The 12,617-nt window shown below is 71.6% G+C and carries 12 protein-coding genes; 10 read left to right on the top strand and 2 right to left on the bottom strand.

The window, feature by feature from the left end; translation table 11 throughout:
* Window positions 1-62: 62 nt before the first annotated feature.
* Genes ACFYMM_RS13805 through ACFYMM_RS13815 form a run of 3 tightly spaced genes read left to right on the top strand, consistent with a single transcriptional unit; the run spans window position 63 to window position 2,338 of the window.
* Window positions 63-416 (top strand): histidine triad nucleotide-binding protein, encoded by a 354-nt coding sequence (locus ACFYMM_RS13805; protein WP_388386076.1) that lies wholly within the window; start codon window positions 63-65, stop codon window positions 414-416.
* 6 nt (window positions 417-422) lie between these two features.
* Window positions 423-1,328, top strand: a complete 906-nt coding sequence (locus tag ACFYMM_RS13810) for a ribonuclease Z (protein WP_388386077.1) — start codon at window positions 423-425, stop codon at window positions 1,326-1,328.
* A gap of 20 nt (window positions 1,329-1,348) precedes the next feature.
* Window positions 1,349-2,338 (top strand): adenosine deaminase, encoded by a 990-nt coding sequence (locus tag ACFYMM_RS13815; RefSeq protein WP_388386078.1) that lies wholly within the window; start codon window positions 1,349-1,351, stop codon window positions 2,336-2,338.
* Here the strand turns inward: ACFYMM_RS13815 and ACFYMM_RS13820 are convergent.
* Both ACFYMM_RS13820 and ACFYMM_RS13825 read right to left on the bottom strand, forming a co-directional pair.
* A complete protein-coding gene (locus ACFYMM_RS13820; protein ID WP_388386079.1) occupies window positions 2,335-3,564 on the bottom strand; it encodes an MFS transporter in 1,230 nt (409 codons plus the stop codon). The two genes, ACFYMM_RS13815 and ACFYMM_RS13820, sit on opposite strands and share 4 nt — an antisense overlap.
* A gap of 175 nt (window positions 3,565-3,739) precedes the next feature.
* The gene (locus ACFYMM_RS13825; RefSeq protein WP_388386080.1) at window positions 3,740-4,534 is read right to left on the bottom strand and encodes an IclR family transcriptional regulator; all 795 of its coding nucleotides are present in this window, start codon (window positions 4,532-4,534) and stop codon (window positions 3,740-3,742) included.
* Between the two features lie 105 nt (window positions 4,535-4,639).
* On the opposite strand from ACFYMM_RS13825, the gene ACFYMM_RS13830 reads away from it, so the two are divergent.
* From ACFYMM_RS13830 to ACFYMM_RS13860, 7 genes are all read left to right on the top strand, one after another.
* Window positions 4,640-5,581, top strand: coding sequence for a 5-dehydro-4-deoxyglucarate dehydratase (locus ACFYMM_RS13830; protein WP_388386081.1), 942 nt, complete (start codon window positions 4,640-4,642; stop codon window positions 5,579-5,581).
* Window positions 5,578-6,867: a glucarate dehydratase family protein gene (locus ACFYMM_RS13835; protein ID WP_388386082.1), complete on the top strand. Its 1,290-nt coding sequence runs from the start codon at window positions 5,578-5,580 to the stop codon at window positions 6,865-6,867. The genes ACFYMM_RS13830 and ACFYMM_RS13835 overlap by 4 nt, the downstream gene beginning before the upstream one ends.
* 90 nt (window positions 6,868-6,957) lie before the next feature.
* Window positions 6,958-8,145, top strand: a complete 1,188-nt coding sequence (locus ACFYMM_RS13840) for a carbohydrate kinase family protein (protein WP_388386083.1) — start codon at window positions 6,958-6,960, stop codon at window positions 8,143-8,145.
* A gap of 134 nt (window positions 8,146-8,279) precedes the next feature.
* On the top strand, window positions 8,280-10,421 hold the full coding sequence (locus ACFYMM_RS13845; RefSeq protein WP_388386084.1) for a PhoH family protein: 2,142 nt from the start codon (window positions 8,280-8,282) through the stop codon (window positions 10,419-10,421).
* A 14-nt stretch (window positions 10,422-10,435) separates the two neighbouring features.
* Window positions 10,436-10,933, top strand: a complete 498-nt coding sequence (gene ybeY, locus ACFYMM_RS13850; RefSeq protein ID WP_388386086.1) for an rRNA maturation RNase YbeY — start codon at window positions 10,436-10,438, stop codon at window positions 10,931-10,933.
* 9 nt (window positions 10,934-10,942) lie between these two features.
* The gene (locus tag ACFYMM_RS13855; protein WP_388386087.1) at window positions 10,943-12,241 is read left to right on the top strand and encodes a hemolysin family protein; all 1,299 of its coding nucleotides are present in this window, start codon (window positions 10,943-10,945) and stop codon (window positions 12,239-12,241) included.
* Window positions 12,238-12,597 (top strand): MmcQ/YjbR family DNA-binding protein, encoded by a 360-nt coding sequence (locus tag ACFYMM_RS13860; RefSeq protein ID WP_388386088.1) that lies wholly within the window; start codon window positions 12,238-12,240, stop codon window positions 12,595-12,597. Before ACFYMM_RS13855 ends, ACFYMM_RS13860 begins: the two co-directional genes overlap by 4 nt.
* Window positions 12,598-12,617 lie beyond the last annotated feature (20 nt).

Below are 12,617 nucleotides of genomic sequence, written 5' to 3' on the forward strand. Positions count from 1 at the left end.
ACCCGCACCGACCGACTACCATGCCCCGTACCACAGCAACCGGCGAAAGCGAGCGCAGCGTTATGGCAGGGGAACCGCAGGACGACTGCCTGTTCTGCAAGATCGTCGCAGGCCACATCCCGGCGACGATCGTCCGTGAGACGGAGACCACCGTCGCCTTCCGTGACATAAACCCCCAGGCGCCGACCCACGTCCTGGTGATCCCCAAGGCACACTACGAGAACGCCGCCGTCCTCGCCGCGGGTGCGCCGGAACTCGCCGCCGACGTCCTGCGGGAGACCCGGGCCGTGGCCGACGAGGAGAAGCTGGAGAGCTACCGCACCGTCTTCAACACCGGCGGCGGCGCCGGCCAGACCGTCTGGCACGCCCACGCGCACGTCCTCGGCGGCCGTGGCCTGGAATGGCCCCCCGGATAAGCCGGCATGTCCGTACGTGAGTTGGTGGTCCTCGGCACCGCCAGCCAGGTCCCCACCCGGCACCGCAACCACAACGGCTACCTGCTGCGCTGGGACGGCGAGGGCATCCTGTTCGACCCCGGCGAGGGCACCCAGCGCCAGATGCTGCGCGCCGGGGTCGCCGCCCACGACCTGAACCGGATCTGTGTCACCCACTTCCACGGCGACCACTCGCTGGGGCTCGCCGGGGTCATCCAGCGGATCAACCTCGACGAGGTGCCGCACGAGGTGACCGCGCACTACCCCCGGTCCGGGCAGCGCTTCTTCGACCGGCTGCGGTACGCCACCGCCTACCGGGAGACGGTCCCCCTCACCGAGGCCCCGGTCGCCGCCGACGGCCTCCTCGCGACGACCCCGTCGTACACGCTGGAGGCCCGCAGGCTCTCCCACCCCGTCGAGTCCTACGGCTACCGCCTCACCGAGCCCGACGGCCGACGCATGCTGCCCGAGCGCCTCGCCGCGCACGGGATCAAGGGGCCGGACGTGGGCCGGCTGGGGCGCGAGGGCGTGCTCGGGGGTGTGACGCTGGACGAGGTCAGCGAGGTGCGGCGCGGGCAGCGGTTCGCGTTCGTCATGGACACCCGGCTGTGCGACGGGGTGCACGCCCTCGCCGAGGACTGCGACCTGTTGGTCATCGAGTCCACCTTCCTCGACGAGGACTCCCGGCTCGCGGCCGACCACGGACACCTGACGGCGGGTCAGGCCGCGCGCGTCGCCCGGGACGCCGGCGTACGGCACCTGGTCCTCACCCACTTCAGCCAGCGCTACGCCGAGCCGGAGGAGTTCGAGCGGCAGGCCCGCGCGGCCGGATACGAGGGCGAGCTGACCGTGGCGTACGACCTCCTCCGGGTTGCGGTGCCGAAACGTAGGTGAAGCGGCCGTACGATGCTTTGATGCCCCTCCCGAAAGCAGAACTGCACCTCCACATCGAAGGCACCCTGGAGCCCGAGCTGGCGTTCCGGCTGGCCGAGCGCAACGGCGTCGAGCTGCCGTACGCGGACACCGACGAACTGCGTGAGGCCTACCGGTTCGAGGATCTGCAGTCCTTCCTGAACCTGTACTACGAACTGATGGCCGTCCTGCGCACCGAGCGGGACTTCGAGGACCTGGCCGACGCCTACCTCGCCCGTGCCGCCGCGCAGGGCGTGCGGCACGCGGAGATCTTCTTCGACCCCCAGGCGCACCTCTCCCGGGGCGTGGCCATGGGCACGGTGGTGGAGGGTCTGTGGCGGGCGCTGGGCCGCGGCGAGGAGACCCACGGCATCTCCACCCGGCTCATCCTCTGCTTCCTGCGCGACGAATCCGCCGAGTCGGCCCTGCGGACGCTGGAGGCCGCGAAGCCCTACCTCGACCGGATCACCGGTGTCGGGCTCGACTCGGCCGAGGTCGGACACCCGCCGGTGAAGTTCCGCGAGGTGTACGAGGCCGCCGCCGCGCTCGGGCTGCGCCGGGTGGCGCACGCCGGCGAGGAGGGCCCGCCGGAGTACATCACCGAGGCTCTCGACGTGCTCGGCGTGGAGCGCGTCGACCACGGGCTGCGCTGCGTGGAGGACCCGGCGCTGGTCGAGCGGCTGGTCCGCGAGCGGATCCCGCTGACCCTGTGCCCGCTGTCCAACGTCCGGCTGCGCACCGTCGACACCCTCGCCGACCACCCGCTGCCCGCGATGCTCGACGCGGGCCTGCTGTGCACGGTCAACTCCGACGACCCCGCCTACTTCGGCGGCTACGTCGGCGACAACTTCACCGCCGTACGGCAGTCGCTGGGCCTCACCGAGGACCGCCTGCGCGAGCTGGCCCGCAACTCGTTCCTCGCCTCCTTCCTGGAGGACGACGAGGAGCGGCGGACCAGGTACCTGGCCGAGGTGGAGGCCTACGAGTTCTAGGCGGCCGTCGTGTCGTAGGGGCGCTGGGCGGCGGTGGTCTCCACCGGGATCTCCACCACCGGAAGAGACCTCCTGCCCACGCCCAGCGCGACCACCGTCATCGGCACGGCGATCACCAGCAGTCCCACCGCCAACTCCGCGCCCATCGCCGGAAACCCGGCCCGCGCCGCGAGCACGCTCCCGGTCAGCGGTCCGGCCGCCGTCCCCAGCGAGGACGCGGAGCCGACCAGGACCGCCCAGCGCCCTCGCGGGTCCAGGGAGGCGGCCAGTCCGATGACGTACGACAGGACGACCGGGTAGAGCAGGTTCCAGGCGATCTCGCCGGTCGCGAAGGTCGTCAGGTCGGTCGCCGAGGCGCTGACCAGCACGCAGCCGGCGATCAGGGCGGTACCGGCGCCCACCGGCAGCGCCCGCCCGAACCGGGGGCCGACCGCGCCCGCGACCGTCACACCCAGCAGCCCGGCGCCGAGGGCCACCGCGAAGACCGCGCCGACGGTGGACTCGGTCAGCCGCGCCTGGGTCAGTCCGATACGGCCGCTGACGCCCCACAGGGAGTTCTGCACGAGCGACCAGCAGGGCATCGCGACGGCCAGCAGCAGCCCGGAGCGGAAGTGGGGGAGGCGGCGGCCGTCCAGGGGGCGGTGCGGGGCCGCCGTACGGACCGGGAGCCGGCCGGTGAGCGGCCACACCGCGAGCGCGGTCAGGGCGAGCGCCGCGAGCGGCTGGCCGTGCCCGGGGCCGAGGTGCGGGATCGTCAGATAGAGGGCGCCCGCGAGGGCGGAGACGCCGAGCAGACCGAGGGTGGTCGTGCGGTGCGGGTCGGTCCCCCACGCTCGAACACCCTCGCGCGGGGGCACCCCCATGGCCGAGATGCCCGCGGCGGCCACCGTGGTCGCCGTACCGGAGCCGAAGCCGCCGAGCAGCGCGCCGACGACCACCGTCGGAACGTCGCCGCTCAGGGCGGCGATGCCGTAGCCGAGCACGGCGAGCGCCAGCCCGGCCCTCGACAGCGTCCGCGCGCCGATCCGCTCCACCCGTGAGACCAGCACGAACCCGGCCGACGCCGAACTCAGCAGCAGGGCACTGCCGATGGCGCCCGCCTGCGTGGCGGTCAGCGGCAGTCCCGAGTCCAGGCGGCCGACGGTGGTGGGCAACAGGTAGGGGGCGAGATAACCGGCCGTGAAAAGGGCGACGAGGGGCCAGGGGATGGAGCGAGGGGCGAACACGGGCGTTCCCAGGGCATGCGAAAGAAGCACTTCGGAAAGGGGGTTGGGCGCAGGCCGTCGACGGACAGGAACGCGCGAGCAAGTTGTATCAAGCATGCGGTTGCGGAAGAAGCGCGGGGGGTGTGATCCGGGTCATGTTCGGTTTGGATGCCCGGAGGCCGGGTAGCAGCGCGCGCTATCGCCAGTGGGGAGCGCCCGCCGCGCCCGGTGCCGTGGCCTCGATCCTCGCCCTGATCTCCCGCATGACGGCGACGATGCGCCGCTCGTGATGGGGCGTCAGCCGGGCCACCGGCACCGAGCAGCTGATCGCGTCCAGGGCGGGGTGGTCGTAGCGCAGCGCGAAGCCGAAACCGACGATGCCGAGGACGCCCTCCTCCCGGTCGATGGAGTAGCCGCGCGCGCGTACCCCGGCGAGGTCGGCGGCCAGTGACTCCCGGCTGGTGTGCGAGTTCGGCGTCGCCGCCCGGTACGGCCCCTCGGGCAGTTCCCCGTCGTCCCGCTCCGCCAGCAGCGCCTTGCCCAGGGCGCCCACGTGCGCCGGCAGCCGCCGCCCCACCCGGCTGATGGTCCGCAGGTATTCGTGCGACTCCCGGGTGGCCAGGTACGCCACGTCCGCCCCGTCCAGCCGCCCGAGGTGGATCGTCTCGCCGAGCGCCTGCGAGGCCTCGTCGAGATACGGGCGCACCGCCTGGACGCGCGGGTCGGAGTCGAGGTAGCTGGTGCCGGTGAGCAGGGCGTGGATGCCGATGCCGTAGAGCGAGCCGGTGACGTCCGTGCGCACCCAGCCCCGGCCGATCAGGGTCTGCAGCAGCGCGTACATCGAGCTGCGCGGCACGCCCAGCTCGTCCGCCAGCTCCTGCAGTCGCGCGGGACGGTCGGCGCGCGCCGCGAGCAGTTCCAGCAGCTCGACGGTCCGCGCCGCCGACTTCACCTCGCGCACGCCGCCTGTCTCGGCCCGGGTCTCCGGCATGTGCCGATCGTAAGCGGGAGGCCCTCGCCCATTGACGGCCGTGGTTCGTCTATCTAGCCTCCATCTGCATACGTAGATGGCGTCTACATAGGGAGATGACTGAGGGTGGGCCTCGACACGGACACGGTCCGGCGGCGGTTGCGGGACGGCATGGCGGCGGGCGTGCTGTCGTTCCCGCTCACCAGCTTCCACGACGACGGCACCCTCGACCCCGACGGCTTCCGCGCCCACGTCGCGGCCCAGCTCGCCACCGCCCCCGGCGCCGTCTTCCCCGCCTGCGGCACCGGTGAGTTCTTCTCGCTGGACGAGGACGAGTACCGGCAGATCGTCACGATCACGGTCCGGGAGGCCGCGGGCCGCGTGCCCGTCGTCGCCGGGACCGGATACGGCTGGGCGCAGGCCACCCGGTTCGCCCGCATCGCCGAGGAGGCCGGCGCCGACGCCCTCCTCGTCCTGCCGCACTACCTGGTCGCCGCCCCGCAGGACGGCCTGGTCGCCCAGCTGGAGCAGCTCGCGGCCCGCACCCCGCTGCCCCTCGTCGCCTACCAGCGCGGCCAGGTCGCCTACACGCCCGACTCCCTGAGGCGCGTCGCGCGGATCCCGAACGTCATCGGCCTCAAGGACGGCCACAGCGACCTCGACCGGCTCCAGCGCCTCACCCTCGCCGCCCCCGAGGGCTTCCTGTTCTTCAACGGCGCCGCCACCGCCGAGATCCAGGCCCGCGCCTACGCCACCGTCGGCGTCCCCGCCTACTCCTCCGCCGTCCACGCCTTCGCCCCCGAGATCGCGGGCGCCTTCTTCACCGCCCTGCGCGCCGGGGAGAACAAGACCGTCGAGCGGCTGCTGCGCGAGTTCTACGTGCCGCTCGTGGAACTCCGCGACCGGGTACCCGGATACGCGGTGTCCCTGGTCAAGGCGGCGGCCAGGCTGCGCGGCCGCCCCGTCGGCCCCGTCCGCGCCCCGCTGACCGACCCCTCGCCCGCCGACCTGGCCGACCTCAGGGCCCTGCTCACCACCGGACTCGACCTCGTAGGAGCCACCCTGTGAACCTCACGATCACCGACGTACGGCTGACCCCGATCCTGGTCGCCGACCCGCCGCTGCTCAACACCCAGGGCGTCCACCAGCCCTACACGCCCCGGCTGATCGTGGAGGTCGTGACGGCGGACGGGATCACCGGCGTCGGGGAGACCTACGGCGACACCAAGTACCTGGAGCTGGCGCGGCCGTTCGCCGAACAGCTGGTCGGCCGGCCGGTGAGCGACCTCAACGGGCTCTTCCCGGTGGCCGAGGAGGTCGCCGTCGACCGGTCCAGGATCTCCGGCCAGGTGGACGTCGGCGGGCTGCGCGGCGTCCAGACCGCCGACAAGCTGCGCCTGTCCGTCGTCTCCGGCTTCGAGGTGGCCTGTCTGGACGCCCTCGGCAAGTCGCTCGGCCTGCCCGTCCACGCGCTGCTCGGCGGCAGGGTGCGCGACGCGGTCGAGTACAGCGCCTACCTGTTCTACAAGTGGGCCGGCCACCCCGAGGGCGTGGCCGCCGAGAAGGACGACTGGGGTGCCGCGGTCGACCCGGCCGGGATCGTCGAGCAGGCCCGGAAGTTCAAGGAGCGCTACGGCTTCACCTCGTTCAAACTCAAGGGCGGCGTCTTCGCGCCCGACGAGGAGATCGCGGCCGTACGGGCACTGGCCGAGGCCTTCCCCGGCCACCCGTTGCGCCTGGACCCCAACGGCGCCTGGTCCGTGGAGACCTCCCTGAAGGTGGCCAAGGAGCTGGGGGACGTCCTCGAATACCTGGAGGACCCGGCCCTCGGCACCCCCGCCATGGCCGAGGTCTCCGCCGGGACCGGCGTACCGCTGGCCACCAACATGTGCGTGACCACCTTCGCCGAGATCAAGGAGGCGTTCACGAAGGACGCCGTCCAGGTCGTCCTCTCCGACCACCACTACTGGGGCGGCCTGCGCAACACCCAGCAACTGGCCGCGATCTGCCGGACCTTCGGCGTCGGGGTCTCCATGCACTCCAACACCCACCTGGGGATCAGCCTGGCCGCGATGACCCACGTCGCCTCCACCGTCCCGAACCTCCACCACGCCTGCGACTCCCACTACCCCTGGCAGTCCGAGGACGTGCTCACCGAGCGGCTCACCTTCGACGACGGCAGGATCACCGTCTCCGACGCGCCCGGCCTCGGCGTCTCGCTCGACCGGGAGAAGCTGCGGTTCCTGCACCGGCGGTGGCTCGACGACGACGGCGCGCTGCGCGACCGGGACGACGCGGCGGCGATGCGGGTCGCCGAACCCGGCTGGGTCACGCCGTCCGTTCCCCGCTGGTGACAGCGGTGGCCCCCGCGGCGGGCGCGTCGGTGGGATGTCAGTGATGTGGTGCACACTGGGCTAGATCCCCACCACGTCAGGGAGCGCATCGTGATCTCCTCCAACGCGTCCACCGGAAAGGGACTGTCCGCCACCGCCGAGCGGCTCGCCGAGCGGCACGCCGAGGAGCAGCTGGCGGCACAGCAGGGACAGCACTGGCAGGCCCAGGTCGACCCCCTCGCCGCGCTGCGCGGGCCGGGCGATCCGCCCTGGGACGTGTACCTCCTGGGCACCGTCTTCCTGGACATCATCTTCACCGGTCTCGGCTCCGCCCCGGTGCGCGGGACCGAGTCCTGGGCGCGCGGGATGGGGTCGAGCCCCGGCGGCGTCGCCAACATGGCCACCGCGCTGTCCCGCCTGGGCCTGCGCACCTCCCTCGCCGCCGCCTTCGGCGACGACCACTACGGGGAGTACTGCTGGGACGCGCTGGAGCAGGGCGAGGGCATCGACCTGTCCGCGTCGCGCACGGTCCCCGGCTGGCACTCCCCGGTCACCGTCTCGATGGCGTACGAGGGCGAGCGGACCATGGTCTCCCACGGGCACGAGCCGCCGCCCGAGGAGCCCGGACCGGACCGCCCGCCGCGCGCGCGTGCCGCCGTAGCCTCCCTCGTCCCCGGCGAGAGCGCCCCGTGGATCGCCCAGGCCGCCCGCGAGGGCACCCGGATCTTCGCCGACGTCGGCTGGGACGACACCGGCGCCTGGGACCTGGCCGGCCTCGCCGACCTGGCGCACTGCGAGGCGTTCCTGCCCAACGCCGAGGAGGCCAAGCGCTACACCGGCGCCCACTGCCCGCGCGAGGCGGCCCACGCGCTGACCGAGTACGTGCCGCTGGCCGTGGTCACCCTCGGCTCGGAGGGCGCCTACGCGGTGGACCGGCGCACCGGCGAGAGCGCCGACGTGCCGGCGATCGCGGTGGAGGCACTGGACCCCACGGGAGCCGGTGACGTGTTCGTCGCCGGGTTCGTCACGGGCACGCTCGCGGGCTGGCCGCTGGCCGACCGGCTGGCCTTCGCGGGACTCACCGCCGCCCTGTCCGTCCAGGAGTTCGGCGGATCGCTGTCCGCCCCGGGCTGGTCCGAGATCGGGGCGTGGTGGCGGCGGGTGCAGTCGGTGGAGGGACAGGATCCGGCGGCGCTGCGGCGGTACGCGTTCCTGGCCGACCTGGTGCCCGAGGAGAAGGTGCGCCCCTGGCCGCTGCGGCGGGCGGTACCGACGATCGGGTTCGGGCGGTCGGCGTGAGGCGAGGGCCTCAGGTGGCCGCCGGGAAAAGCCCTACGGCGTTGTCACACCCCCGTCGTACTCTGGATAGCGCGAGGCCGCCCTCAGCTGTGCGGCCGTGACGAGGAGGAACCGCAGGCCTTAAGCGCCGGCCCATGACTCAGACACCCACAGCTCGCACTCCCGCGCAGGGGCAGGCGAGAGCACAGTTCACGGTCCCCGCCCAGCACCCGATGGTCACCGTGCTGGGATCCGGTGACTCCCTGCTGCGCGTGATAGAGAAGGCCTTCCCGGCGGCCGACATCCACGTCCGGGGCAATGAGATCAGCGCGGTCGGCGACCAGGCGGACGTCGCCCTCATCCAGCGCGTGTTCGACGAGATGATGCTCGTGCTCCGCACCGGGCAGCCGATGACGGAGGACGCAGTGGAACGCTCGATCGCCATGCTGAAGGCGAGCGAGAACGGGACGAGCGACGGCCTGGAGACCCCGGCCGAGGTACTGACGCAGAACATCCTGTCCTCGCGCGGCCGCACCATCCGCCCCAAGACCCTGAACCAGAAGCGCTACGTCGACGCGATCGACAAGCACACCATCGTCTTCGGCATCGGCCCCGCCGGCACCGGCAAGACCTACCTGGCCATGGCCAAGGCGGTCCAGGCCCTGCAGTCCAAGCAGGTCAACCGCATCATCCTGACCCGCCCGGCGGTCGAGGCCGGCGAGCGGCTCGGATTCCTGCCGGGCACGCTCTACGAGAAGATCGACCCGTATCTGCGCCCGCTGTACGACGCGCTGCACGACATGCTGGACCCGGACTCGATCCCGCGGCTGATGGCGGCCGGGACCATCGAGGTGGCGCCGCTGGCGTACATGCGCGGCCGTGCCCAGCCGCGGTTCACGAATGTCCTGACACCGGACGGCTGGCGGCCCATCGGCGACCTTGAGGTCGGTGACCTGGTCATTGGCTCCAACGGTGAGCCGACCCCGGTCCTCGGCGTATACCCGCAGGGTGAGAAGGACATCTACCGCGTCACCTCCCAGGACGGCGCGTGGACCCTGTGCTGCGGCGAGCACCTGTGGACGGTCAGGACGCGCGACGACAAGCGCCGCGACAAGCCGTGGAGAGTCCTGGAGACCCAGGAGATGATCGGCAACCTGCGTGCGGGGCACTGTCGCCGGTACGAGCTGCCGATGCTGACGGCGCCGGTCAGTCTCCCCGAGCGGGCGGTTCCCATGGATCCGTACGCGCTGGGCCTGCTGCTGGGCGACGGCTGCCTCACGGGTTCAACCACGCCGGCCTTCGCGACAGAGGATCGTGAGCTGGCGGAGGCCCTTGAGGCCGCACTGCCGGGCGTCGTGGTCCGGCACAAGGGCGGACCTGACTACGTCCTCAATCGGATCAAGTTCCCCGGTGATGTGGTCACTCTGGAGAATCCCGTCACGCGGGTTCTGCAGGAGCTGGATCTGCTGCGTACGCGCTCACACACCAAGTTCGTCCCGGACGACTACCTGTACAACTCCGCCGAGGTCCGTCTCGCGGTCCTCCAGGGGCTCCTCGACTCCGACGGCGGACCGGTCACACAAAAAGACCGTACGTGCCGAGTCCAGTTCTCGACCGCGTCGATTCTCCTGCGCGACGATGTCATCGCCCTGGTGCAGTCGCTCGGCGGTGTCGCCTACACGCGTCCTCGCCTCGCCAGGGACCGCAAGCAGGGCACGGCTTTGGCGGCCCATCGCCACGACAGCCATGTCGTCGACCTCCGCCTCCCCGAGGGCATCGAGCCCTTCCGCCTCGCCCGCAAGCGCGACAAGTACCACGCGGCCGGTGGCGGCGGACGCCCGATGCGGTTCATCGACTCGATCGAGCCCGCAGGTCGGGAGGAGACGGTCTGCATCCAGGTGGCCGCAGAGGACTCCCTCTATGTCACCACGGACTACCTGCTGACCCACAACACCCTCAATGACGCCTTCATCATCCTGGACGAGGCCCAGAACACGAGCCCCGAGCAGATGAAGATGTTCCTCACCCGCCTCGGCTTCGACTCCAAGATCGTGATCACGGGTGACGTCACCCAGGTCGACCTGCCGGGCGGCACGAAGAGCGGTCTGCGGCAGGTGCAGGAGATCCTGGAGGGGCTCGACGACGTCCACTTCTCGCGCCTGTCGTCCCAGGACGTCGTACGGCACAAGCTCGTCGGCCGTATCGTCGACGCGTACGAGAAGTACGACAGCACGCACGGCACGGAGAACGGCGGCCACCAGGGCGGCCGGGCGAAGTCCGGGCACAAGGGGAAGTAGACAAGCACAGCGCCATGTCGATCGACGTCAACAACGAGTCCGGAACCGAGGTCGACGAGCAGGCGATCCTCGACATCGCCCGCTACGCGCTCGCGCGCATGCGCATCCACCCGCTCTCCGAGCTGTCGGTGATCGTGGTGGACGCCGACGCCATGGAGCAGCTGCACATCCAGTGGATGGACCTGCCGGGCCCGACCGATGTCATGTCCTTCCCGATGGACGAGCTGCGCCCGCCGGGCAAGGACGACGACGAGCCCCCGCAGGGGCTGCTCGGGGACATCGTGCTGTGCCCGGAGGTCGCCAAGAAGCAGGGCGCGGAAGCGCCCACGCAGCACTCCATGGACGAGGAGCTGCACCTGCTCACCGTCCATGGCGTGCTGCACCTGCTCGGCTACGACCACGAGGAACCCGACGAGAAGGCCGAGATGTTCGGGCTGCAGGCCGCCATCGTGGACGGCTGGCGGGCGGAGAAGGGCCTGACCGGTCCCTCTCCGGCGCCGACGGTGTCGTAAGCGCGGCCGATGAGTCCTCAGATCGTCGTCGGAGCGGTCGCGCTGGTCGTCGTCGCGTGGCTCGCCGCCTGTGCGGAGGCGGGCCTCGCCCGCGTCTCCAGCTTCCGCGCCGAGGAAGCGGTGAAGTCGGGGCGGCGCGGCAGCGACCGGCTGGCCCAGATCGCCGCCGACCCCACCCGCTACCTCAACGTGGCGCTGCTGGTCCGCGTCGCCTGCGAGATGGCCGCCGCCGCCCTGGTCACCTACGCCTGCCTGCGGGAGATCCACTCCACCTGGCAGGCCCTGCTCGCCGCGATCGGCGTGATGGTCCTGGTGTCGTACGTCGCCGTCGGCGTCTCCCCGCGCACCATCGGCCGCCAGCACCCCCTCAACACGGCGACGGTGGCCGCGTACGTGCTGCTGCCGCTGGCCCGGATCATGGGACCGATCCCGTCCCTGCTGATCCTGATCGGCAACGCGCTCACCCCGGGCAAGGGCTTCAGGCGGGGCCCGTTCGCCTCCGAGGCGGAGCTGCGCGCGCTGGTCGACCTCGCCGAGAAGGAGTCGCTGATCGAGGACGAGGAGCGCCGCATGGTGCACTCGGTCTTCGAGCTCGGGGACACCCTCGTGCGGGAGGTCATGGTCCCGAGGACCGACCTGGTGGTCATCGAGCGGTACAAGACCATCCGCCAGGCCCTCACCCTCGCCCTGCGCTCCGGCTTCTCGCGCATCCCGGTCACCGGGGAGAGCGAGGACGACATCGTCGGGATCGTGTACCTGAAGGACCTGGTCCGCAAGACGCACATCAGCCGCGACGCCGAGAACGACCTGGTGTCCACGGCCATGCGCCCCGCGTTCTTCGTGCCCGACACCAAGAACGCCGGTGACCTGCTGCGCGAGATGCAGAAGGAACGCAACCACGTCGCCGTCGTCATCGACGAGTACGGCGGCACCGCCGGGATCGTCACCATCGAGGACATCCTGGAGGAGATCGTCGGCGAGATCACCGACGAGTACGACCGGGAACTGCCGCCCGTGGAGGACCTCGGCGACGACCGCTTCCGGGTCACCGCCCGCCTCGACATCACCGACCTCGGCGAGCTGTACGGCCTGGAGGAGTACGACGACGAGGACGTGGAGACCGTCGGCGGCCTGCTGGCCAAGGCGCTGGGCCGGGTGCCCATCGCCGGGGCCTCGTCCGAGGTCGGGCTGCCCGACGGGCGCGAGCTGCGGCTGACCGCGGAGGCCGCGGCCGGCCGCCGCAACAAGATCGTGACGGTGCTGGTGGAGCCGGCCGGCGGCCCCGCCGAGGAGGAGAGACCCGAGTGACGCCCGAGGAACTGCGCGCCCTGTGCCTGTCCTTCAACGCGGCCGTGGAGGACTTCCCGTTCAGTCCGGAGATCTCGGTGTTCAAGGTGCTGGGCAAGATGTTCGCCCTGAGCTGGACGGACGAGCGGCCCCTGAAGGTCAACCTCAAGTGCGACCCGGAGGACGCGGTCCGGCTGCGCGACGAGCACGAGGGACTGATCGTCCCCGGCTACCACATGAACAAACGGCACTGGAACACGGTCACGGTCGACGGCGGTCTCCCGGACCGGCTGGTCCGGGAGCTGGTGGAGGACTCGTACGACCTGGTCGTCGCCGGTCTGCCGCGCGCCGACCGTCTCCGCCTCGACCGCGGCTGAGGCGGAGGCGTACCCCGTGG

Source organism: Streptomyces sp. NPDC006739 (assembly GCF_042869815.1).
Classification (GTDB): domain Bacteria; phylum Actinomycetota; class Actinomycetes; order Streptomycetales; family Streptomycetaceae; genus Streptomyces.